The organism is Microbispora sp. NPDC088329 (assembly GCF_040685655.1).
Classification (GTDB): Bacteria; Actinomycetota; Actinomycetes; order Streptosporangiales; family Streptosporangiaceae; genus Microbispora.
Genome location: NZ_JBFBIP010000007.1, coordinates 255,762 through 278,485, shown reverse-complemented (window position 1 = coordinate 278,485; position 22,724 = coordinate 255,762). Strand labels below are relative to the sequence as shown.

The following is a 22,724-nucleotide window of genomic DNA, read 5'->3' as shown; positions in this document are numbered from 1 at the left end:
GCCGCTATGACGGGGTCATGCATGATTCATGCACTGGCTTTTAGCACACTGTTGAGTTCTCAAGAAACGGACGCGACCACCATCACCCGAAACCTTCCGAGAAGGTCCCACGCTCCGGGGCGTTTCGTTTCGTTCGTTGTGCCTTTATTCTGGCCGGTTTCGTTATTCGTGTCAAATCAACTCGATTTGAATCGAATTCCGTTCCTTGCCGAGAATTTCGGCCGCCCCGTTTCCGGGGCAACCCCTCGAACTTACCTGATCCTCGGCACCTCGTCGAATCGTGACGAGACATCCCAAGATCGGGTCAGAAAGAGGGAGTGACTGGGAGTCTAACAGCCGAACCCCTTGGGGTATTCCGACTCGCCGGACCCTCAGCGCTTGAAAAGACTAGCACCAGCCGGGAGGTGCTGGAGACAACTTCCGCAACTTCACAGTCCTGCCCCGTCTCCAGCACTTCCAAACCTCATCTGGCGCATCTACGCCGGCAGCGCGGCGAGCTGGGCTTCGAGACGGGAGATGTCCTCGGCAGCCTGCTCGGCTCGCCGACGCACCTTCGCCACGACGTCCTCGGGTGCCTTGGCCATGAACTGCTCGTTGCCGAGCTTCGCCGTGACCTGCGCCTGTTCCTTGCGCGCCGCGGCCAGGTCCTTCTCCAGCCGCTTCCGCTCGGCGACGACGTCGATGGCACCGGCCGTATCGATCTCCACGAGCACCGTGCCGACGGTGAGCCGTGCTGTCGCGTTGAAGGTGTCCGCCGGGTTGTCCAGGCGCAACAGGACACGGATCGCGTCCTCATGGTCGGCGAGAGCCGTACCGGACAGGGAGAGCCGTGCGGCCACGCGCTGGCCGGGCTTCAGGCCCTGATCCGAGCGGAACCTGCGCACCTCCGTCACAAGGTTCTGCAGTGCGGAGATCTCTCGCACGGCCGCGGAGTCGAGGAGTCCGGGTGAGGGTGACGGCCAGGGAGCGACCACGATCGACTCCCCACCGGTCAAAGCCCGCCACAGCTCCTCCGTCACGAACGGTACGAACGGGTGGAGCAACCGCAGCAGCACATCGAGGACGTGGCCCAGCACGCGTTTGGTGTTCTCGGCCACCGCGCCGCCCTCGGCGAACTGGACCTTGGCCAGCTCGACGTACCAGTCGAAGACCTCATCCCAGGCGAAGTGGTAGAGGGCGTCGGAGACCTTGGCGAACTCGAACTCCTCGAAGGCCGCGTCGACGCTTGTGACCACCTCCTGCAGACGCGACAGGATCCACCGGTCGGCCGCGGTGAGGTCCTCGGGCAGACCGTCGGAGACGGCGCCGTTCATCAACGCGAAGCGGGTGGCGTTCCAGATCTTGTTGCAGAAGTTGCGGGATCCGGCCGCCCAGTCCTCGCTGATCGCCACGTCGGAGCCGGGGTTGGCACCGCGCAGCAGCGTGAAGCGCGTGGCGTCCGCGCCGTACCGCTCGATCCAGTCGAGCGGATCGACGACGTTGCCGAACGACTTCGACATCTTCTTGCCGAACTGGTCGCGCACCATGCCGTGCAACGCCACCGTGCGGAACGGCGGCCGGCCGTCCATCGCGTACAACCCGAACATCATCATCCGGGCGACCCAGAAGAACAGGATGTCGTAGCCGGTGACAAGCACGGTCGTCGGGTAGAAGCGGGCCAGCTCGGGCGTTGCGTCCGGCCAGCCCAGCGTGGAGAACGGCCACAGACCGGAGGAGAACCACGTGTCGAGAACGTCCTGGTCCTGCTCGTAACCGGCCGGCGGCTCCTCATCGGGCCCCACGCAGACCATGTCACCGTCCGGGCCGTACCAGACGGGAATCCGGTGTCCCCACCACAGCTGCCGGGAGATGCACCAGTCGTGCATGTCGTCGACCCAGTCGAAGTAGCGCTTGGCCAGCTCCGGCGGGTGAATGCGGGTGCGGCCGTCGCGCACGGCGTCGCCGGCGGCCTTGGCCAGCGGTGTCACGCTGACGAACCACTGCAGCGACAGCCGCGGCTCGACCACGGTCTTGCAGCGGGAGCAGTGCCCGACCGAGTGCACGTACGGCCGCTTCTCGGCGACGATACGGCCCTGCTCGCGGAGCGCGGCGACGACGGCGGGCCGGGCCTCGAACCGGTCGAGGCCCTGGAAGGGCCCGTGGGCGGTGATGACGCCTCGCTCGTCCATGATGACGAGCGACTCCAGCGAGTGGCGGCGCCCGATCTCGAAGTCGTTCGGGTCGTGCGCGGGGGTGACCTTCACCGCGCCCGTGCCGAAAGAGGGGTCCACGTGTTCGTCCGCCACGATCGGAATGCGCCGCCCGGTGAGCGGGACCTCGACGTATTTGCCGATCAGGTGCGCGTAGCGCTCGTCGGCGGGGTGGACGGCCACCGCGGTGTCGCCCAGCATGGTCTCGGCGCGGGTGGTGGCGACGACGATCTCCTCGTCGCCCGAGCCGTAACGGATCGAGACGAGCTCGCCGTCGTCCTCGCTGTGCTCGACCTCGATGTCGGACAGAGCGGTCAGGCAGCGGGGGCACCAGTTGATGATCCGCTCGGCACGGTAGATGAGCCCGTCGTCGAACAGCTTCTTGAAGATCGTCTGGACGGCCCGGGAGAGCCCCTCGTCCATCGTGAAGCGCTCGCGGGACCAGTCCACGCCGTCGCCCAGCTTCTTCATCTGGCCGAGGATCCTGCCGCCGGACTCCTCTTTCCACTGCCAGACGCGCTCGACGAACGCCTCACGGCCGAAGTCGTGGCGGGACAGGCCCTCCTTGGCGATCTCGCGCTCCACGACGTTCTGCGTGGCGATGCCGGCGTGATCCATGCCGGGCAGCCACAGCGTCGCCATCCCCCGCATGCGGGCCCGCCGGGTCAGCGCGTCCTGGATCGAGTGATCGAGCGCGTGACCCACGTGGAGCGACCCGGTCACGTTGGGCGGGGGAAGCACGATGCTGTACGGCTCGCGCCCGCTGCCCGGGTCCGCGGTGAAGTAGCCCGCCGATACCCAGCGCTCGTAGCTTCGGGTCTCGACATCGGCGGGGGCGTACTGGGTGGGCAGCTCAGACGTAGTCACGCTGCCCAATTCTAGGGACGTCCGGACGCCAACCGAGCCGTCACCACCCACCCTGTGGACAACGCGCCGGCGAGGTCGCGCGTCAGGCCGACTTCTCCCGCGGCGTCCGCTGCTGCTTGGCCTGCAGCTGGTCACGCGGCACGAGGGTCGGATTCACGTGCTCCAGCACGGCCTCGCGGGTGATGACGACGCGGGCCACGTCCTGGCGGGAGGGCACCTCGTACATCACCGACTGGAGGACCTCCTCCAGGATGGCGCGCAGCCCGCGGGCGCCGGTGCCGCGCAGGATGGCCTGGTCGGCGATGGCCTCCAGCGCGTCGTCGGTGAACTCCAGCTCGACGTTGTCCAGCTCGAGCAGGCGCCGGTACTGCTTGACGAGCGCGTTGCGCGGCTCGGTGAGGATCTGGATCAGCGCACTCCTGTCGAGGTTGTGCACCGACGTGATCACAGGAAGCCGGCCGACGAACTCGGGGATCATGCCGAACTTCAGGAGGTCTTCCGGCATGACGTCCGAGAAGATGTCGGAGGAGTCCATCTCCTCCTTGGAATGGATGATCGCGTTGAAGCCTATGCCCTTCCTGCCGACCCTGGATTCGATGATCTTCTCCAGGCCGGCGAAGGCGCCCCCGCAGATGAACAGCACGTTGGTGGTGTCGATCTGGATGAACTCCTGATGGGGGTGCTTGCGCCCGCCCTGGGGCGGCACGCTCGCCGTGGTTCCTTCCAGGATCTTCAGCAGGGCCTGCTGCACGCCCTCACCCGACACGTCTCGCGTGATCGACGGGTTCTCGCTCTTGCGAGCGATCTTGTCGACCTCGTCGATGTAGATGATGCCGGTCTCGGCCTTCTTGACGTCGTAGTCGGCGGCCTGGATCAGCTTGAGGAGGATGTTCTCCACATCCTCGCCGACGTAGCCGGCCTCGGTCAGCGCGGTCGCGTCCGCGATGGCGAACGGCACGTTGAGCATCTTGGCGAGGGTCTGCGCGAGCAGCGTCTTGCCCGACCCGGTGGGGCCGAGCAGCAGGATGTTGGACTTGGCCAACTCCAGGCCGTCGTCGCGGCCCCGCTCCCCGGACTGGACGCGCTTGTAGTGGTTGTAGACCGCCACCGACAGCGCTTTCTTCGCCTTGTCCTGCCCGATGACGTACGCGTCGAGGAACTCGTAGATCTCACGGGGCTTGGGGAGGTTGTCCCACTTGAGCTCGGAGGACTCGGACAGCTCCTCCTCGATGATCTCGTTGCAGAGATCGATGCACTCATCGCAGATGTAGACGCCTGGTCCGGCGATGAGCTTCTTGACCTGCTTCTGGCTCTTGCCGCAGAACGAGCACTTCAGCAGGTCTCCCCCGTCGCCGATGCGTGCCACCCCAGATACTCCTTTGCGTGGGACCGCCCCTGCCGCCGCGGTCGCTTCCGTCCGCACCCTGTTCACGATCCGGACTAATGATCCGGTGATCGCGATCCGGTGCGAAAACGTCATCCCGCTCAGGTTTCGACGTTACCGTCTCTCGGGCCCTCAGTGAGCCCCCTAGCGGTGAGTCGCACCGGAACGTGCCCAAATGGGCACCGTTCCGGTGCGGCAACCTCCTCAGGAAGCTGCGACCGCCGCCGCACGCTTCTTCCGCGACGGGATGATGTCGTCCACCAGCCCGTACGCCTTCGCCTCCTCAGCGCTGAGAATCTTGTCGCGCTCGATGTCCTTGCGGACCTCGTCGGCCGACTTGCCCGAGTGCTTCGCCACGAGATCCTCGAGCAGCGACCTCATACGCAGGATCTCACGAGCCTGGATCTCGATGTCGCTGCCCTGTCCGCCACCCTCGGTGTAAGGCTGGTGGATCAGGACGCGGGCGTTCGGCAACGCGAACCGCTTGCCCGGCGTGCCGCCGGCCAGCAGGATCGCGGCGGCCGAGGCCGCCTGCCCCAGGCAGACCGTCTGGATCTCGGGCCGGACGAACTGCATGGTGTCGTAGATCGCCGTCATCGCGGTGAACGAGCCGCCGGGCGAGTTGATGTACATGCTGATGTCGCGGTCCGGGTCCAGCGACTCCAGCGTGAGCAGCTGCGCCATCACGTCGTTCGCCGAGGCGTCGTCGATCTGGACCCCGAGGAAGATGATGCGGTCCTCGAACAGCTTGTTGTAGGGGTTCATCTCCTTGACGCCGTACGACGTGCGCTCGACGAAGGAGGGAAGGACGTAGCGGCCGTTGATGTCACCCGGCCGGATCAGCTCACTCATCTGGGAAGCTCCAGTCACGAGACGGCGCCCTCGGAGGGCACCTGGCGGGCGCTGCGCACCACGTGGTCGATGAAGCCGTAGTCCTTGGCCTCCTCGGCCGTGAACCAGCGGTCCCGGTCGGAGTCACGCTCGATCTGGTCGAGCGGCTGCCCGGTGTGGTAGGCGATCCGCTCCGCGAGCGTCTTCTTCACGTAGAGCATCTGCTCGGCCTGGATCGCGATGTCGGCCGCCGTGCCGCCGATGCCGCCGGACGGCTGGTGCATCATGATCCGGGCGTGTGGAAGCGCGTACCGCTTGCCACGAGCGCCGGCACAGAGCAGGAACTGCCCCATGGAGGCGGCCAGGCCCATGGCGACCGTGCAGACGTTGTTCGGCACGTACTCCATCATGTCGTAAATCGCCATGCCGGCGGTCACCGAGCCACCGGGGGAGTTGATGTACATCCAGATGTCGCGCTCGGGGTCATCGGCGGCGAGGAGCAGGAGCTCAGCGCACAGCCGGTTGGCCACCTCGTCGTTCACCTGGGTGCCGAGCACCACGATCCGCTCGCGCAGCAGGCGCTGGTAGAGCTGGTCCTCGAGGCGAGAGGGGCCACCCTCCGGGCTCCGGGCCTCGAAGCCGGAACCACCGGTCGGGAAGAAGGTCGGCGGGCTGGTCACAGCGTCACCTTCCGATGCGTCGTAATCGATTGGCTTTGCTTGTGACCTTAACGCGCGACGCAGACAGGTCATGCCCGTGCGCCGTACTGTTCGCTGACGGCGCATGCCCGGCCGCGACTGACCCCGGGCGGCGTATCGCCCGTGTTCGCCGCCCATGGTGTGAGGCCGGGGACGCGCGGATCTCAGCGGTACGGCTACTCCCCCGCATGCGGCGACAAACAAATTTGCAGTGATTTGCCCGAATATAACCAAAACCCCCGCCGCACCCGAGTGCGACGGGGGTTTCGTCGTCACCGCCGCACCGGCCGGACCACCCGGCCGACCGGCGGCAGAAGTCAGGCGAGAGCGCCGGGAATCAGCTCTCCTCGGCCTCGTTGGCAGGCTCCCCCGCGCCCGCCTCCTCCACGCCCACGGCCTCCTGCTCGGGGTTGAGCTCGGCGTAGATGGCCTTGATGTCCACCTCGTTGCCCTCGCTGTCGGTCACCTTGGCCGCGTCACCGAGGACCGTCTTGGCCTTCTCCCGCACGATCTCCATCATCGCCAGCGGGAGCTGGTTGTTGTCGGCGAGGTGCTGGGCCAGCGTGTTCGGCGCGACGCCCATCTGCATGGCGCGGCGCACCACGAAGTCGGTCAGCTCCTGCTCGCTGACGCCGATCTCCTCCGCCTTGACGATCTTGTCGAGCACGAAGCCGGACTTCAACGCCTTGGCCGAGGTCGCCTCGTAGTCGGCGAACAGCTCCTCCTCGGTGGTCTGCTGGAGGCGGAGGTACGCCTCGCGGCTCAGGCCGCTCTCGGCGACCTGGTGCTCGAGGTTGTGCTTGCGCGCGTCGATCTCCGCCTGGAGCGCACTCTCGGGCAGCGGAATGTCGATCTTCTCGAGCAGCGCGTCGAGGGCCTTCTCACGGCTCTGCATGACCTGGTCCACCAGCTTGTTGCGGCGGACCTGCTGGCGGATGCTGTCCTTGAGCTCGTCGAGCGTGTCGAACTCGCTGGCGAGCTGCGCGAACTCGTCGTCCAGCTCGGGCAGCACCTTCTCCTTCACCGACTTGACGTTGATGATCACGTCAGCCTCCTCGCCGGCGTTCTCGCCGCCGACGAGCGTGGTGCGGAAGGTCTTCTCGTCGCCGGCGGCCATGCCCTGCAGCGCGTCGTCCAGGCCCTCCAGGACCGAGCCCGCGCCGACCTCGTACGACACGTCGGCGGCCTGCTGCTCCTCGAGGTTGCGGCCGTCGATCTCGGCACGCAGGTCCATCACGACGTAGTCGCCGTTCTGAGCCGGCCGCTCCACCCCGGTGAGCGTCGCGAAGCGCTGGCGCAGCGACTCGAGCTGGGCGGTGACGTCCTCGTCGGTCACCTCGGCGGAGTCGACGACGATCTCGGCACCCTGATAGTCCGGGATGTCGAAGGCGGGGCGAATGTCCACCTCGGCGGTGAACTCGACCTGCTCGCCGTCCTCGATCTTGGTGACCTCGATCTCCGGCTGGCTGACCGGAAAGACCTCGGTCTCGTCAACGGCCTGGCCGTACAGCTTGGGCAGCGCGTCGTTCAGGGTCTCCTCGAGAACCACCGCGCGGCCGAAGCGCTGCTCGATGATCCGGGCCGGCACCTTGCCAGGACGGAAGCCGGGCACGCGCACCTGCTGCGCGACCTTCTTGTACGCGGCCTGCAGGCTCGGCTCGAGCTCCTTGAACGGCACCTCGACGGTGAGCTTGACCCGGGTAGGGCTGAGCTCCTCGACAGCGGTCTTCACGGGGTGGTCTCCTTGATCCAGCATCTGGTGATCGCGGGCACGTCGTGCACGGCAACCGCGGCACAGTAACGCGCGCCGCGCCCACGTGAGAGGCGCAGGATCACCGTCTCGCCTGCACGCGACCTGTCCGGGCATGCTCGACTGTGGCGGGTGTCCAACGCCAAGGGCAGTCTAGAGCAGATGAGGCCCGGTAGCGACTGATCAGAGGTCGGCCATGATCTGCCGCAGCAGGTCCACCGTCTCCGTCGGGGTGGTGCTCACCGCGCAGAGGCGTTCCATGACCTCGCTGTAACGGTCGACCTCTTCCCGTTTGTCCAGGTAGAGAGCGCTCGCGAGCTGCTCGACGTACACGATGTCGGGCAGGTCGGGGTCGGCGAACCGCAGGATGCTGAAGGCACCGCCCTCGGCGGCGTGTCCACCGTAACTGAACGGGATGACCTGAATCGTCACATTGGGCTGGTTCATCAGGTCGATGAGGTGCTGAATCTGACCCCTCATCACCTCGACGCCACCGATCGGACGGCGCAACGCGGCCTCGTCGATAACAGCCCAGAACTTGGGACTGTTCTCGCCGTCGAGGATGCGCTGACGCTCCAGCCGCAGATCCACGCGCCTGGCGATCTCCTCGGGCGCCGCACCGACCGCGCCCGCCATGATGACGGCCCGCGCGTACTCCTTGGTCTGCAGCAGACCGGGAACGAACTGCACCTCGTAGGTACGGATGCGCTCGGCGGCCTCCTCCAGGCCGACGTACGCCTGGAACCATGAGGGCAGCAGGTCGTTGAACCTGTGCCACCACCCGGGCTCGTTGGCCCTCTCGACCAGGTTCATCACGACATCGCGCGTCTCCTCGTCCTCCACTCCGTAGAGAACGAGAAGGTCGGCGACGTCGCGCTCCTTGAATCCGACCCGGCCCAGCTCCATCCGGCTGATCTTCGACTCGGACGCCCGGATGCACTGGCCGGCCTCGTCACGGCTGATGCCCTTGCTCTCACGGAGCTTGCGGAGCTGGGAACCGAGAAGGATGCGCAGAGCCGTCGGACCCGATCCAGCCTGGATCTGTATCACGGCGCCTCCCTCTCACCTCGGCCCTGTGTGCCGCCAAGGGACGACCCGCACGACACCCCCAGCCCACACAGTGTCACCACTTCGGGCTCTGATGACAAGGTCTGATCTACGTGTCCCTGAGGGCTAGCACTCCCGCCTTGTGCGTCTGCACATGACAATTGCACGTGCATTTGGGTCTTGCAGCAGCAGGAGCCACTGTTCCATCATGTCTAGGTGCATATTGGGCCAAATGTGCACCAGTCCTCGATCCAGGCCAGCGGGAGGTATGGGCAACCATGTCGGACGAGCCCAAATCCGGCGGCCAGCTGACCCGCGACGTGGGATTCGGCTGGTTCCGGAGGGCGGCAGACGCGTCCGATACGACGATGTGCCCCCTGGCCCCGCAGGCCGACTCGGTCAAGACCGCACGAGATGTCACCCGGACGACTCTGCGACGGTGGGGGCTGTCGGAACTGGGCGACGACGCGGCACTGGTCGTGAGCGAGTTGGTGACGAACGCGGTCCGTTACGCTCTGTGTCCCGCGAGCGGCGCCGGAGGCCACCCGATAACGCTGACGCTCCTGCGCCTCGCACCGCACGTGCTGCTCGCCGTCTCGGATCCGAGTGACGAGGCGCCGTTGCCCGTGCAGCCTGATTTCGTCTCCGAGCACGGGCGCGGCCTCTACATCGTGGAGACCTACAGCCAGGCCTGGGGCTGGGACGCGCTCGACGAAGGCGGCAAGGCGGTCTGGGCCCTCTTCGGCACCGGCGACTGACACGTCGCGTCTGGCGCTGCCGCTACGGGCCGGGACACGGGCGCGCGTGACGCGAAGTGCTTCGACGCCTTGTCGGAACGGCCTCGCCCGCCGCCGATTCACCCGGGCCCGGAGACGTCGTGGCCGAGTTGCGACGCCGCATCGGGTCCGATGGACTTCAAGCGTCACCCTCGACCGCCACGCCGGGTGGACACGTTCTGCGAGGAGGACGCATGACAGAGGCACAGGTGCTCGTGGTCGGTCTCGATCCCGCCAAGATTGAGGGCTGGGACCCGGAGCCGGTTCAGGCGGCGCTGGCACGCGGCCGGGCCCGTTTCGAGGATCACGGTGTCGAGGCCGACTGGTGCCTGGTGGCACCCGGCGAGAACCCCGAAAAAGTGATCGCGGATGCGTTGACGCGCGGTGACTACGCCTGCGTGGTGATCGGGGGCGGCATCCGCACGCATGAGCCGTTGCTCGAACTCTTCGAGAAGGTGGTCAACCTGGTCCGGCGGCACGCGCCCGACGCGGCCATCGCCTTCAACAGCAGCCCCGAAGACTGCGCCGATGCGGCTCTGCGGTGGCTGCGGCGGTAGGCCCTCCGCCACAGCCACGAGGCGGCCGTCGCGAGTGCCGGAACAGCCCGGGCGTCACGACAGGCGGAGATGGGCGGCCACCTCGGTGACGAGGTCCTCGACGGGACGGGAGCCGTCCACCGCGACCGTGCGCAGCCCGCGGACGGCCGCTTGACGGCGGATCTCCTCATCCCATAGCGCGTCTCGGGCGAGGCGTTTGTGCAGCACCTCCTCAAGTGCATGGGATCCCCATGTGGCGCGTGCTCGGAGGGGGTCGGCATAGCGCGCGGTCAGAACACGCCGGCGGAACTCCGGAGAAGGCAGCAAGAACACCACCTGATGAGGACCGGCGAGCAGTGGCGCGATGTCCCGGGGCAGGACGCCGAAGTAGTCGACCAGGACGATCCGGTCATCAGGAAGGGCGAGAAGGTCCTCGACGAGGAAATCGATCGTCTCTCCGTGCAGACCGGCCATCGACTGGAAGGTCTCCTGCGCCGACCGTCCCGCCCAGGCCTGCCCGGGGGCGGCGCCCGACAAGGCGTGCAGGTGAGGATGCCGCCGCCGAGTGCTCCGTGCCAACCAGTCGTGTTCCGCCCGATCACCGTTGTAGGTCCGGACATCATGCCGACGCGCCAGCGCCTCGGCCACGGTGCTCTTGCCGGTCCCTGTTCCTCCGGCGATCCACCGTACGTGCGCCAGCTGCTCGATGAGCGTCCTATCGCTGCCCGTCGCGGCAAAGGGAGACATCATGCGCACAAGTGTCCTGAGGTATCGCGCGTAATCACAGTCTTGTTTCCGCTGTGGCCGGGGACCGAATATGAGAGAGAGGGAGAACTCGTCCACCGGTTACGCGAACCGTCAATGACTGTGCGGTGCCGCATCGCTCACATCGCTTTGCTTCGAGGTACCGCTGCAAGCGAGCTCCCCGCCGGAACATCCGGCCTGGCCTTGTCCTGATCTCTCGCCTGCCTTCGAACCTCTGACTTCCTGCTTGCAAACAGGAGCCAGTGACGCCGTAGAGGGCTCCTCACCCTGCTGAGTAGGTAGTTACGGGCAGGCGGCGGGTGATCATGTGAGGCTGTACGGGACAGCTGTACACGAGCACGCCGTGGGTTGTACCTACGATGAGGGACTACACCAGTCAGGCAAGCGGGAGCGTCGATGGCGGCTGAGAGAGGTCTCGATCTGAGTCCCTTGCCGCGAGGTGCGACGGGGTTCCGAAATTGCAGATCCGAGCCGCCGCCCTTGACAGATGCGCGGGTTTTCGCCTCAGTCTGTTACGAGGCTGCTCGGCTTGTGCGCGGCAGGGTTCTAGAGATCAGGCAGCCGACGGTCACGCCCAACTTCCGCACAGCAGTGATTCGGCACGGCGAGTCCATGGCCGCAGTACTCGGTCACCTGCACCTACCGGTCCTTGCGAGCGCTCAGGTTTTGGCTGACGGCGTGATCATTGGCGAGAGCTGTGATGCCATCGAAGTAGCGTTACAAACCCTGGGAGCTTTCCGGGTTCTGACCTCGGCCGAGCTGAACACCCCTATCGGCTTGATCGATATGTCAAACCTCGACAGGGCAGAACGCGACCAGATCGCTTATTGGAAGCCTCAAACCCTCGGCGAGCTGCTCTTCAACTACTGGGATTGAGTGACAGTCTCACCCTTGATTCTCGTTCATGGCCCACAGGCGCGCCCTGTCCTGATCTCTCGTCTGCCGTCGACCCGTCGCGATCCCACAGCGCTGATCTACCTGCACCCCACGCAGGACCGTGATCAGGCGATCGCCAAAGCGCTCAGGCAGGCGCTCGTGACGGCGGCCGGAACGAAGATCGAGAACTGAAGTGGCACGTGTGCGGCACGGAAAATCGGAAACATCATCCTGAGATCACGAAGGCCAGGCTCCCCGTGCGGGGTGACCTGGCCTTTCGCGGTGAGAGCGGACGACGGGAATCGAACCCGCGTAGCCAGTTTGGAAGACTGGGGCTCTACCATTGAGCTACGTCCGCGCGCGCCCGGTGTCCATCTGGTCTAGACTTCATCCGGTCGTCAGGGCGTAAGCGTACCGGAGTCTCGGACCGCTCGCGTACCCGACGAGACGGGGCGTGGCGCAGCTTGGTAGCGCGCTTGCTTTGGGAGCAAGAAGTCGCAGGTTCAAATCCTGTCGCCCCGACCAGCGTACGTACATCGCGGAGGCCGCCCCCGATCACCGGAGAGGCCTTGTCCGTTCCTCGTGCCGTATACGCCGACGTGGTACGCCGGCGAGCGGAGATGAAGCGGTCGATCGCCACCGCGGCCGGGGCCTTCCAACAGGCAACGGTCCCTGCCTCGGCATGCCCAGCCCGGCCGGGACGCAGGTGCCCGCAGGCGCGCGGTGCCGGGCCGGGGCCGGAGGCGGAACCGCTGAGTCACTCCTCCTCGACGTACGGATGGGTGAGGAACTCGATGGCGTGGCCGTCGGGGTCGTCCACGTACACCCCGCGGCCGTGGTGGCGGTGGTTGATCCGCTGCGGCTCCTGATGGTGGGGGCCGCCCCAGTACGGCAGGCCCCGCTCGGCGATGCGGGCGAAGATCGCGTCGAACTCGTCCTCCGAGACGAGGAACGCGAGGTGCTGCATGACGATCCGGTCCCTGTCGACGATCGAGTCGGCGTAGTCGATCGTCACGCCGTTGGCGACCCGGACCGTGGCGAACGGCCCGAACGTGCCGGGCTCGGGCTCGCCGAGCAACCCGGTCAGGAACCGGGCGGACTCGAATCGGTCGCTGCTGTGCACGATCGTGTGGTCCAGTTGAGCGGGCACGGCGCCCTCCAGGTTTCCTACGGTCTTCACCCACCCAATACCGTGGACGGGTGATCGACAAGCACATCGCCCGCGTGCTCGGGCTGCTCGGGCAGGACGCCACGCTTCGCGTCCTCGCCGCGCTGGTCCTGCGTCCCGGTGAGCCGCTCGACAAGGTCACCGGGCTCGACCCTGAGACGGCGGCCAAGGCCCTGGAGCGGCTGTCCAGGGGCGGCCTCGCCGTACGGGAGGGGGACGACTGGCGGGCGCGGCCCGAGACCTTTCGCGACCTGCTGCGCGCGCTCCCCTCCACGCCTGCGGACCCGATGGACGCGTTCCTGGTGGACGGGCGGCTCGTCTCCCTTCCGGCCAAGAGGGCCAAACGGCTGATGGTGCTCGATTACATCGTGCAGGTCTTCGAGGTGGGCGTGCGCTACCCGGAGAAGGAGGTCGACGTGGCGCTGCGGGCGTTCCACGACGACTACGCCGCGCTGCGCCGCTACCTGGTCGACGAGGGATTCCTCAGCCGGGAGGCCAACGTCTACTGGCGCTCCGGAGGCACGGTCTGACCGGGTCCGGCCATCTCGGCGGACACCCTTTCCCGATGGGCCGCCAGCGCGGACACTGGGAGTTATGGGCGAGCCGACCAGGGTGCTTCTCGACGAGTCCCGGATCCCCCGGAACTGGTACAACATCGTCCCCGATCTGCCCGCGCCTCCCCCACCGGTGCTCCATCCGGCGACGCTGCGGCCGGTCGGCCCCGACGACCTCGCCCCGCTCTTCCCGGCGGCGCTGATCGGGCAGGAGGTGTCGGGCGAGCGGTTCGTCCCGATCCCCGACGGAGTCCTCGACGTCTACCGCCTCTGGCGGCCTACGCCCCTCGTTCGCGCCCGGCGCCTGGAGCGCGCCCTCGGCACGCCCGCGCGGATCTACTACAAGTACGAGGGCGGCAGTCCGTCCGGCTCCCACAAGCCGAACACGGCGGTCCCCCAGGCGTACTACAACGCGCAAGAGGGCGTACGCAGGCTGACCACCGAGACCGGCGCGGGCCAGTGGGGCTCCGCCCTGGCTTTCGCCAGCGCCCAGTACGGCCTGGCCTGCGAGGTCTGGATGGTCAGGGCGTCGTACGAGCAGAAGCCGTACCGGCGCACGCTGATGAGAATCTACGGCGCCACCCTGCACGCCAGCCCGTCGGCGGTGACCACGGCGGGCAGCAGGATCCTGGCGGAGGATCCGCACTGCACCGGGTCGCTGGGCATCGCGATCAGCGAGGCCGTCGAGGTCGCCGGGCAGCACGACGACACGCGGTACGCCCTGGGCTCGGTGCTCAACCACGTCCTGCTGCACCAGACCGTGATCGGCGAGGAGGCGCTGGAGCAGCTGGCCGCCCTCGGCGAGACCCCCGACGTGGTGATCGGCTGCACCGGCGGCGGCTCCAACTTCGCCGGGCTGGCCTTCCCGTTTCTGCGGGAGAAGCTGGCGGGGCGGATGAACCCGGTGCTGCGGAGCGTGGAGCCCGCCGCCTGCCCGTCGCTGACCCGGGGCACCTACGCGTACGACTTCGGCGACACGGCGGGGTTCACTCCGCTGATGAAGATGCACACACTGGGGCACACGTTCGTACCCGACCCGATCCACGCCGGCGGGCTGCGCTACCACGGCATGTCACCGCTGCTCTCGCACGTGTACGCGCTGGGGCTGGTGGAGGCGGAGGCCGTCACGCAGACCGAGTGCTTCGACGCGGGGATCCGCTTCGCCAGGACCGAGGGGATCGTGCCGGCCCCCGAACCCGCTCACGCGGTGGCCGCGACGATCGCGGAGGCGCTGCGGTGCGCGGAGTCCGGCGAGGAGAAGGTCATCGTGATGTCCCTGTGCGGGCACGGCCACTTCGACCTGCCCGCCTACGAGAGCCGTCTCGCCGGTCGCCTGGAGGATTTCACGCTCCCGCAGGAGCGAATCGACGCGGCCCTCGCGCACCTGCCCGCCGTCTGATGCGACGCCTGCCCATTGATATCCGTTTCGTCCTTTGACCGGCGGGTACGGCTGCGCCATCGCGCCGTCATACCGACCGGAGCACTCATGTCAAACGGCTGAAATGCGCGGTTCAGCTCCATACGATGCTGGAACACCATCCGCTCTCTCCGGAGATTTCGTTGAACCGGAACTGCGTCATCAAGGATCCCGCGCCGGGAAACCGGGCGCAGTGGCGCCGCAGCAGCGCCGCGTCCGCGCACGAGCGGCTGGCTTTCCTGAACGAGGCGAGCCGGCGGATCGGCAGCACTCTCGACCTGGCCGAGACGAGCCGGGAGCTCGTGGACGTCGCGGTCCCCCGCTTCGCCGACGCGGCGGGCGTGATGGTGCAGGACCGCCTCATGGCCGACGGCGAGTTGTCGTCACGGCCGGTGGACGGGACGACCCTCGTACGCCGGGTGGCCCTGGGCGTGGCCGGCGCCGACCCGGACGCGTGGGTGAAGGCGTTCCCCGTCGACGAGACGACGGTCTACCCGGCGATCCTTCCGCAGGCCCAGTGCATGGCGGGCGGGAAGCCGCTGATGTATCCGGAGCTGGACAAGGAGAGCGCCCGGATGATCGGCGCCAGCCTGGACCGGGAGGAGGCGGTCGCCTCGCTCCTGACCGACTCCTCGTTCCTCGCGGTGCCCCTGCGGGCGCGGGGACGGGTGCTCGGCTGCGTGGTCTTCGTCAGGCGCCCCGGCAGCCTGCCGTTCGAGGAGCAGGACGTGGTGGTCGCCGAGGACCTGGCCGCCCGCACCGCCCTGTGCATCGACAACGCGCGGCTCTACACCAGGGAGCGCAGGACCGCGCTGACCCTGCAGAGCAGCCTGCTGCCCGTCGAACTGCCGCAGCCCCTCGGCATGGACATCGCCTCGCGCTATCTGCCGGCGAGCGACCTCATGGGCGTCGGGGGCGACTGGTACGACGTGATCGCCCTGCCCGGCTGCCGTACGGCGCTGGTGGTGGGCGACGTCATGGGGCACGGGACCAGGGCCGCGGCGACCATGGGCCAGCTTCGCACGGCCGCGCGTACGCTGGCGAGCCTCGACCTGCCGCCCGACGAGGTGCTGTTCCGGCTCAACCTGATGAGCCAGGACCTCGACCCGAGCCAGATCGCGACGTGCATCTACGCCGTCTACGACCCGGTCACGCGCAGTTGCTCGCTCGCCCGGGCCGGGCACGTGCCGCCGGTCCTGCTGCACCCCGACCGGTCCACGGAGATCATCGAGCTGCCCTCCGGACTGCCGCTCGGCATCGGCAGCGACCCGCTGGAGTCGCGTGAGCTGGTCCTGCCGACCGGGACCCTGCTCGCCCTCTACACCGACGGCCTCGTGGAGAGCCGCGAGCGGGACCTGGACGCGGGGATCATGGGATTGCGCCGCCTGCTCGCCGGTCCGGTGGAGGACATGGAGGACAAGTGCGATGTGATCATCAGCAGCCAGCGGTCGAGCCACGAGCGTGACGACATCGCCCTGCTGCTCGCCCGGGTGCGCGACCTCGATCCGGACGAGGTCGCGACCTGCCCGCTGCCGGCCGATCCGCGGTTCGTCTCGCACGCGCGGCGATTCGTCCGCGGCACCCTGCACAGGTGGGGCCTGGACGGTCTCGTGGACAGCACGCAGCTCATCGTGAGCGAACTCGTCACCAACGCGCTCAAGCACGGCTGGCCGCCGATCGAGATGCGGCTGCTGCGCGGCCACACGCTGGTGGTCGAGGTGGCCGACGGGTCCCCCGCCACCCCCACCCCGCGCACCGCCACCCCCGACGAGGACACCGGCCGCGGTCTCCAGCTGATCAAACGCTTCGCCTACCGCTGGGGCACCCGGCCCACCTCGTACGGGAAGATCGTCTGGGTCGAGCAGCACCTCCCTTGACCCGGGTGTTTCCTCCCATGCGAGCGTGTATGACTGATCGTTGAGAAGAGTTACGTTCGAGTGGGGAGTTCGTGGCGAGGAGGGGACATGATCGACATCCGTGACGCGTACCGCAGGGCGCTGGACGGTTTCGGGGACCGCCTCCATCTCGTCCGCCGCGGACAGTGGGAGCTGCCGACCCCCTGTGTCGACTGGGACGTCCGGGGGCTCGTCAACCACGTCGTGGCCGAAAACCTGTGGGCCCCCGAACTGCTGTCCGGCCGTACGGTCGCCGAGGTGGGGGACGCCTTCGAGGGTGACGTGCTCGGCGAGGACCCGCTCAAGGCGTTCGAGGCGTCCGCGCAGGGCGCCGTCCAGGCGGTGTACGCCGAGGGCGCCCTGACCAGCGTCGCCCACCTGTCCTTCGGCGACGTGCCGGGCGAGGAGTACATCACCGAACTGTTCGCCGACGCGCTGATCCACACCTGGGACCTGGCGCGTGCCATCGGCGGACCGGAACGGCTCGACCCCGAGCTGGTCGCCTCCTGCTCCGAATGGTTCGAGAAGGCGCGGGAGGACTACCGCGAGGCAGGGGTTATCGGGGACGAACGAGGCGTTCCGGCCGGCGCCGATCAGCAGACTCAACTGCTCGCCGCATGGGGGAGGAACCCCTAGGAACGGGTCTACCGTCCCGTGGGCCGCCTGCCGTGGTTGGCCTTCTTCTTCTTGCGTGCCTTCGACTTGCGTGCGCGTCTGCCCATGACGACCGCCTTCCGTCGAGTACGGCTTTCGCTCACTGTCCTCCCCCGCGCCGCGAGCGGCAAGGGATGCCTCGTGATCATTTGCCGCGCGAGCCCTCGGCCGGGCGGATGTATCGCGAGGCCGAAAAACGGCCCCACTGGTTACCGGGACCCCAACTCAACATGTCCCCACGCGCCTGGGGCATAATTTGTTTGAATCTGTTGACAGGAGTGGTGGATGCTGGCCCAGCAACGGCAGCAGGCGATCCTGGAGAGGGTGCGCAGAACCGGCGGGGTGCGCGTCGCGCAGCTCGTACGCGACCTCGGGGTCTCGGACATGACGATCCGCCGCGACCTGGAGGTCCTCGCGGAGCGCGGCCTGATCGTCAAGGTGCACGGCGGGGCGACCGCCACCGGCACCGGCTCGACGGAGGAGCCGGGTTTCGCGGTCAAGTCGGTCCGGCAGCAGGCCGAGAAGGAGGCCATCGCCCGCAGGGCCGCCATGCTCGTACGGCCGGGCAGCTCCGTCGCCCTGTCGGCCGGGACCACCACTTGGACACTGGCCCACCACCTGGTGGACGTGCCCGAACTGACCGTTATCACCAACTCCGTCCAGGTGGCCGACGTCTTCCACCGCGCCGGCCGGCCCGACCAGACCGTGGTGCTCGTGGGAGGCGTCCGTACCCCGTCCGACGCCCTGGTCGGCCCGGTGGCCGTGGCGGCGGTCCGTTCCCTGAACGTCGACACGCTCATGCTCGGAGTGCACGGGATGAGCGTCCGGGCCGGCTACACCACGCCCAACCTGCTGGAGGCGGAGACCGACCGCGCCCTGGTCGCGGCCGCCCAGCAGCTCGTGGTCCTGGCCGACCACACCAAGTGGGGAACGATCGGCATCAGCACGATCGCCGCTCTCGGCGAGGCCAACGTGGTCGTGAGCGACGTGAGCCTGCCCGAGGAGGCACGCACCGCGTTGTCGGAGAACGCCGGCGAGCTCCTCCTCGCCGATCCGTCCGGCGAAATCGGGGAGACCGGTGAGACCGGGGGAACCGAGCTGGAGACCGCACTGTGACACCGGGCCGAACCACGACACCGGACACGCTCACCGGACGCCCGGCAGCAGGTTGCGACACCAACACCATCGGGACACCGACACCGCACCGTGAAGCTGGAGACCGCTCTTGAAGCGCACCATCACCCATCTCGCCGACGGCCGTGAGCTGATCTACTTCGACCGGCGTGACGACGCCGATCACAGCGCCGCCGACCCCCGGGACCTGCCGCCGCGTCCGCTCGCCTCCGAACTGCGCTACGACCCGCTGATGGACGAGTGGGTGGCCGTCGCCCGCCACCGCCAGACCCGCACCCATCTGCCGTCCGCCGACGAATGCCCGCTCTGCCCGGGTCATCCCGGCTCGGAGATCCCCTCGCCGTACGAGGTGGCGGTGTTCGAGAACCGTTTCCCGTCGTTCAGCTTCAACACGGGCGCGTACGAGCAGGTGGGCGGCCTCAGCGAGGTGCGGCCGGGAATCGGGCGTTGTGAGGTGGTCTGCTTCACCTCCGACCACGACGCGTCGTTCAGCTCCCTGAGCTACGAGCAGGCCGAGCTGGTCGTCGAGGCGTGGGCCGACCGCACGGCCGAGCTGTCCTCGCTGCCCGGCGTGGAGCAGGTCTTCTGCTTCGAGAACCGCGGCGCCGAGATCGGCATCACGCTGCCGCACCCCCACGGCCAGATCTACGCCTATCCGTACGTCACGCCGCGCACGCGCCAGATGCTGGACGCCGCCGCCCGCCACCAGGGCGGCAACCTGTTCGCGGACGTCCTGGCCGCGGAGCGGAGAGGACCGCGGGTGGTGGCCGCCAACGAGCACTGGACCGCCTTCGTCCCTGCCGCCGCGCGCTACCCGTTCGAGGTGCACCTCTACCCGCACCGTCAGGTGCCCGACATCCCCGCCCTGTCGCCGGAGGAACGCTCGGCCTTCGCTCCGCTCTACATCGAGGTGCTGCGCCGCCTGGACGGGCTGTTCGGCGTCGTCATGCCGTACGTCGCGGCCTGGCACCAGGCGCCGGTCGTCTTCCGGCGCGACATGGCCTACCTCCACCTCCAGCTCTTCACGATCCGGCGCGCGCCGAACAAGCTGAAGTATCTCGCCGGGTCGGAGAGCGCCATGGGCGCCTTCGTCAACGACGTGCTCCCGGAGGAGGCCGCCCGGATGCTCCGTGAGGTGGTAACGGCTTGATCTCCGGATGGTTGCGACTTGGGTGGCAAGCGCTGTTTCTTTACCACTAGTATCCCTGGCACCGGTTGTCACAGCCGGTAGGCCTAATCCCGGGCGCCCCGCCCGGGAACCGGGGACCCAACCACGCACCTGGGGTCAAGGCAGTCGCCTGCCCGGGCTCCTCCAGCCCGAACCCGTCAGCTAACCCGGTCGGCGGATGGAGAGGAGTGGGCTCTGCCCCGCGCGTTCCCCCTGGCTGCCGGCGTGCTCAGCGCCGCCGTCTTCATGTTCGGCGCGGCCGCTCCGGGCGCCGCCGATCCCAGACCGACGGAGAAGCAGCTCAAGAAAGAGCTGTCGGACCTGCGGAAGAAGGTCGACCGGCTGATCGGCGACTACAACGCCAAACGTGTCGCACTCGCCAAGGCCCGCGTCGAGGAGAAGGCGGCGCGCGGCCGGCTGGCCAAGGCGGAGGCCGACTACAGCGCCGCCAGGGACGCCGTGCGGCAGATGGCGGGGCTGCGCTACCAGGCCGAGAGCGCGATGGTGCTGCCCGACATGAACACCGCCGCACTGAACTACCAGCTCAAGGAGGAGCAGGCCGCCAGGCTCACGCGCTTCGACCAGGTGCGCGCCGAACGGCAACGGGCCGCCGAGGCCGCCGAGACGCTGACCGAACAGCTCAAGTCGCAGGCCGCCGAGGTCGCCGGACAGCGCGAGGACGCCGAGGATCTCATCGACGAGATCAAGGACAAGCTCGACGCCCTGATCCCCGTCGCCCCGGGCAAGCGGTCGGGTGGTTCGTGGGCGCCGGAACTGCCCGGCGGCTCCGACAACATCACGCCCCGGATGCGGCTCATGCGTACCGAGGTCGGCAAGTACTTCGATCTGCGGTTCCCGGTCGGCTGCTACCGCGCCGAGGACAGCGGCGAGCATCCCCTGGGGCGCGCCTGCGACTTCATGATGAGCTCGGGCGGCGCCATGCCCTCCCCCGAGATGAAGGCGCTCGGCGACAGCCTCGCCGCCTGGGCCATCAAGAACGGACCGAAACTCGGCGTCATGTACGTGATCTGGCAGCAGCGCATCTACAACCTCGGCCATCCGGGCTGGCGGACCATGTCCGATCGCGGCGGCATCACCGCCAACCATTACGACCACGTCCACATCTCGATGTACTGAGCCCGCAAGCCGTCTACCTGCATGTTCAGTCCTGGCAGGACGGCTCAGGGCACATCGAGGGCACTTGAACCGTCTGCCGGCCCCTTGGCCCAGGCGCTCTCGATGGCCGCGCGCATCCGGTCCTCGCTGGAGGGCATCAGGTGCGCGTACGTCCGCAGGGTGAAGCCGGGGTCGGCGTGGCCAAGGAATTCGGCGACCGCCTTGATCGACACGCCGTCTTCGTGAAGCACCGAGGCGAAGTGATGCCGCAACATGTGGAAGCCGTTCTCCCGCGCAGTCGGGATGCCCGCCTTCTCTAGGGCCGTCTTCCACGCGAAGCGGTTGAACTCATTGCGGACGATCACGGTTCAGAGTGCGGCGGTCCGTCAGGCGTCGTCCACGGCAGATCCGCCTCAACCGCCGGGTAGGCCGCCAGGTGGGCCGAGAGCCGAAGGGCAACGGACTCAGCCAACGGCACATCCCGCAGCCTGCCGCCCTGCGGAGGAGCGAAGACGAGCTTGGGCCCGCCGAACACCTTCACCTGACGACGGACATGGACGATCCCCCGCAGGAAGTCGATGTCCTCAACGGCCAGGCCGAACGCCTCCCCCCGCCTGATGCCCAGTCCCGCAGCAGTGAGCACCAGGGCCTCATATCGGGGAGTGATCGCGTCGGCCACGGCCCTCTACGAGGGTGACGTAAAGCCCGATAAGTGGGGCGTGACATTTTCTGATTACAGGTTAGTTGAGCCGTAGGCTGAATGGCTGACCGAGCCCGGAGCGGGCGGCGACTCGCCCACCTTCACTCGCAAGAGCTTGAAGCTCGAAGGCGCGCCCGGCTGGGGGCAAATCGGGGGCACACGCACTCCGAAATCGCTGGCAAGCGATGGCAACGAACGGAAGCGTTCCCGCAGGTAGCTTCTGGTGCGGAGCGATTCGCCGCAGGTAGGGAGCGTGCGAAATCTGAACCCGGCCTACAGACCGACTGGTCCGCATCACCGCGCTCCGCCTACCTCGGATGCGTGACCAACTGCGTGCCCAAACCGGTGCTCAGTGAGGGGGCCGCGTACAGCGATCGGGCTGGTCATGATAGTCAGGGTGATGTGCACGAGCATACGGTCATTCTGAATGAATTGGCACAGGACCTTCGTCCGGTGTCGTGGGGTGTCGCCTGGTTCGAGGGGCTAACAGCTGAGGACCAGTTGGTCGTGCTACGCAATCTCGCCAACTACTGCATTCAGGCTGGTGCCGTCGTCGAGGATGGGCCGGAGAGTGTCCTCTTGGCGGGGATACGGCTCACCCACACTCCGGCGGTACTGATAACGCGGGGGCGACTGGCTGGGCAACTGGCGAAGATTATCAATCTGCCACAAAACGAGCGCGCCAAGGCATTCCGTCTTTTGATCGCGCTTCTGGCTGTCGCGGACGGGCGCCGACGTGAGCGTTACTGCGTCGGCGGATGCAGCCACGAATGGCACCAACTGAGGACCCGGCGCGAAACGGAACGGCCACTGCATCATGAAGGGGTGACGACCCCTGAATGAGATGAACCTGGTCGGCCTGGTGCTGCGTACAGCAACCGCCACAGCAACGCCGCCTCACTCGACCACACACCACCGGCCCCGTAACTGCCTCTTCAGCAGAGCGACGAGCCCTCTACGTCGTGACTCGGCTCCCGTTTGCAAGCAGGCGGTCACGGGTGACGCGCCAGCAGACGCGGGCGGGTACCGGGAGGCTCCAGGGCACAGCCAGGGCACATGAACGCGAGAAGCAACGCGACGATGAGAACCGGCGAGCACTCCGAGGGCAGCTCAACGCGCGTGCGGATCAGCCGCCGCAGGTCAGCAGGGCGGATCAGACCTACGACGTGTGATCTTCACCGTCTCCGCCGGAGGAACGG

The 22,724-nt window shown here is 67.6% G+C and carries 22 protein-coding genes, 2 tRNA genes and 1 riboswitch; of the genes, 13 read left to right on the top strand and 11 right to left on the bottom strand.

The window, feature by feature from the left end; all coding sequences use genetic code 11:
• Positions 1-476: 476 nt before the first annotated feature.
• From AB0O28_RS16875 to AB0O28_RS16850, 6 genes are all read right to left on the bottom strand, one after another.
• Complete coding sequence (locus tag AB0O28_RS16875) at positions 477-3,056, bottom strand: valine--tRNA ligase (protein WP_363640961.1); 2,580 nt, start codon at positions 3,054-3,056, stop codon at positions 477-479.
• A gap of 82 nt (positions 3,057-3,138) precedes the next feature.
• The gene (clpX, locus tag AB0O28_RS16870) at positions 3,139-4,422 is read right to left on the bottom strand and encodes an ATP-dependent Clp protease ATP-binding subunit ClpX (protein ID WP_150935092.1); all 1,284 of its coding nucleotides are present in this window, start codon (positions 4,420-4,422) and stop codon (positions 3,139-3,141) included.
• 222 nt (positions 4,423-4,644) lie between these two features.
• The gene (locus AB0O28_RS16865; RefSeq protein ID WP_363640958.1) at positions 4,645-5,292 is read right to left on the bottom strand and encodes an ATP-dependent Clp protease proteolytic subunit; all 648 of its coding nucleotides are present in this window, start codon (positions 5,290-5,292) and stop codon (positions 4,645-4,647) included.
• 14 nt (positions 5,293-5,306) lie between these two features.
• The gene (locus tag AB0O28_RS16860; protein ID WP_363640956.1) at positions 5,307-5,951 is read right to left on the bottom strand and encodes an ATP-dependent Clp protease proteolytic subunit; all 645 of its coding nucleotides are present in this window, start codon (positions 5,949-5,951) and stop codon (positions 5,307-5,309) included.
• A 355-nt stretch (positions 5,952-6,306) separates the two neighbouring features.
• On the bottom strand, positions 6,307-7,701 hold the full coding sequence (gene tig / locus AB0O28_RS16855; protein ID WP_363640954.1) for a trigger factor: 1,395 nt from the start codon (positions 7,699-7,701) through the stop codon (positions 6,307-6,309).
• Between the two features lie 201 nt (positions 7,702-7,902).
• Positions 7,903-8,769 (bottom strand): helix-turn-helix transcriptional regulator, encoded by an 867-nt coding sequence (locus tag AB0O28_RS16850; RefSeq protein ID WP_363640952.1) that lies wholly within the window; start codon positions 8,767-8,769, stop codon positions 7,903-7,905.
• 275 nt (positions 8,770-9,044) lie between these two features.
• On the opposite strand from AB0O28_RS16850, the gene AB0O28_RS16845 reads away from it, so the two are divergent.
• Together AB0O28_RS16845 and AB0O28_RS16840 are read left to right on the top strand one after the other, a co-directional pair.
• Positions 9,045-9,524 carry an ATP-binding protein gene (locus AB0O28_RS16845; protein ID WP_363640950.1) on the top strand — a complete coding sequence of 160 codons (480 nt, stop codon included), beginning with the start codon at positions 9,045-9,047 and terminating at the stop codon, positions 9,522-9,524.
• A gap of 212 nt (positions 9,525-9,736) precedes the next feature.
• Positions 9,737-10,099, top strand: coding sequence for a hypothetical protein (locus AB0O28_RS16840; RefSeq protein ID WP_363640948.1), 363 nt, complete (start codon positions 9,737-9,739; stop codon positions 10,097-10,099).
• A 54-nt stretch (positions 10,100-10,153) separates the two neighbouring features.
• On the opposite strand, the gene AB0O28_RS16835 is transcribed toward AB0O28_RS16840, so the two are convergent.
• Positions 10,154-10,828, bottom strand: a complete 675-nt coding sequence (locus AB0O28_RS16835; protein ID WP_363640946.1) for a hypothetical protein — start codon at positions 10,826-10,828, stop codon at positions 10,154-10,156.
• A gap of 627 nt (positions 10,829-11,455) precedes the next feature.
• Between AB0O28_RS16835 and AB0O28_RS16830 the strand changes: the two genes are divergently transcribed.
• Both AB0O28_RS16830 and AB0O28_RS16825 read left to right on the top strand, forming a co-directional pair.
• Positions 11,456-11,719 carry a hypothetical protein gene (locus AB0O28_RS16830; protein WP_363640944.1) on the top strand — a complete coding sequence of 88 codons (264 nt, stop codon included), beginning with the start codon at positions 11,456-11,458 and terminating at the stop codon, positions 11,717-11,719.
• Positions 11,720-11,734: 15 nt separating this feature from the next.
• A complete protein-coding gene (locus AB0O28_RS16825) occupies positions 11,735-11,911 on the top strand; it encodes a hypothetical protein (protein ID WP_363640942.1) in 177 nt (58 codons plus the stop codon).
• Positions 11,912-12,006: 95 nt separating this feature from the next.
• On the opposite strand, the gene AB0O28_RS16820 is transcribed toward AB0O28_RS16825, so the two are convergent.
• Positions 12,007-12,077 (bottom strand) — tRNA-Gly (locus AB0O28_RS16820).
• 90 nt (positions 12,078-12,167) lie between these two features.
• Between AB0O28_RS16820 and AB0O28_RS16815 the strand changes: the two genes are divergently transcribed.
• Positions 12,168-12,244 (top strand) — tRNA-Pro (locus tag AB0O28_RS16815).
• A 232-nt stretch (positions 12,245-12,476) separates the two neighbouring features.
• Here AB0O28_RS16815 and AB0O28_RS16810 read toward each other — a convergent pair.
• Positions 12,477-12,899 carry a VOC family protein gene (locus AB0O28_RS16810; RefSeq protein ID WP_363640940.1) on the bottom strand — a complete coding sequence of 141 codons (423 nt, stop codon included), beginning with the start codon at positions 12,897-12,899 and terminating at the stop codon, positions 12,477-12,479.
• Between the two features lie 20 nt (positions 12,900-12,919).
• On the opposite strand from AB0O28_RS16810, the gene AB0O28_RS16805 reads away from it, so the two are divergent.
• The 7 genes from AB0O28_RS16805 to AB0O28_RS16775 all read left to right on the top strand — a co-directional run bounded on the left by AB0O28_RS16805 (position 12,920) and on the right by AB0O28_RS16775 (position 20,846).
• Complete coding sequence (locus AB0O28_RS16805; RefSeq protein ID WP_363640938.1) at positions 12,920-13,417, top strand: DUF2087 domain-containing protein; 498 nt, start codon at positions 12,920-12,922, stop codon at positions 13,415-13,417.
• A gap of 64 nt (positions 13,418-13,481) precedes the next feature.
• Positions 13,482-14,840, top strand: a complete 1,359-nt coding sequence (locus tag AB0O28_RS16800; RefSeq protein ID WP_363640936.1) for a TrpB-like pyridoxal phosphate-dependent enzyme — start codon at positions 13,482-13,484, stop codon at positions 14,838-14,840.
• A gap of 161 nt (positions 14,841-15,001) precedes the next feature.
• Positions 15,002-16,735 carry a SpoIIE family protein phosphatase gene (locus AB0O28_RS16795; RefSeq protein ID WP_363640934.1) on the top strand — a complete coding sequence of 578 codons (1,734 nt, stop codon included), beginning with the start codon at positions 15,002-15,004 and terminating at the stop codon, positions 16,733-16,735.
• Between the two features lie 87 nt (positions 16,736-16,822).
• Entirely contained in the window at positions 16,823-17,389 is a 567-nt protein-coding gene (locus AB0O28_RS16790; RefSeq protein ID WP_363640932.1) for a TIGR03086 family metal-binding protein, read from the top strand.
• Positions 17,390-17,692: 303 nt separating this feature from the next.
• Positions 17,693-18,523 (top strand): DeoR/GlpR family DNA-binding transcription regulator, encoded by an 831-nt coding sequence (locus AB0O28_RS16785; protein WP_363640930.1) that lies wholly within the window; start codon positions 17,693-17,695, stop codon positions 18,521-18,523.
• Between the two features lie 109 nt (positions 18,524-18,632).
• Positions 18,633-19,691 (top strand): galactose-1-phosphate uridylyltransferase, encoded by a 1,059-nt coding sequence (gene galT, locus AB0O28_RS16780; RefSeq protein ID WP_363640928.1) that lies wholly within the window; start codon positions 18,633-18,635, stop codon positions 19,689-19,691.
• A 70-nt stretch (positions 19,692-19,761) separates the two neighbouring features.
• A riboswitch (cyclic di-AMP (ydaO/yuaA leader) is annotated at positions 19,762-19,900 on the top strand.
• Positions 19,901-19,934: 34 nt separating this feature from the next.
• Positions 19,935-20,846: a hypothetical protein gene (locus AB0O28_RS16775; protein ID WP_363640926.1), complete on the top strand. Its 912-nt coding sequence runs from the start codon at positions 19,935-19,937 to the stop codon at positions 20,844-20,846.
• Between the two features lie 44 nt (positions 20,847-20,890).
• Here the strand turns inward: AB0O28_RS16775 and AB0O28_RS16770 are convergent, their stop codons facing one another.
• Together AB0O28_RS16770 and AB0O28_RS16765 are read right to left on the bottom strand one after the other, a co-directional pair.
• Positions 20,891-21,190: a tyrosine-type recombinase/integrase gene (locus AB0O28_RS16770; RefSeq protein WP_363640923.1), complete on the bottom strand. Its 300-nt coding sequence runs from the start codon at positions 21,188-21,190 to the stop codon at positions 20,891-20,893.
• A complete protein-coding gene (locus AB0O28_RS16765; protein ID WP_363640921.1) occupies positions 21,187-21,504 on the bottom strand; it encodes a hypothetical protein in 318 nt (105 codons plus the stop codon). Before AB0O28_RS16765 ends, AB0O28_RS16770 begins: the two co-directional genes overlap by 4 nt.
• A 342-nt stretch (positions 21,505-21,846) precedes the next feature.
• On the opposite strand from AB0O28_RS16765, the gene AB0O28_RS16760 reads away from it, so the two are divergent.
• Positions 21,847-22,368, top strand: coding sequence for a DUF5958 family protein (locus AB0O28_RS16760; protein WP_363640919.1), 522 nt, complete (start codon positions 21,847-21,849; stop codon positions 22,366-22,368).
• Positions 22,369-22,724: the final 356 nt, after the last annotated feature.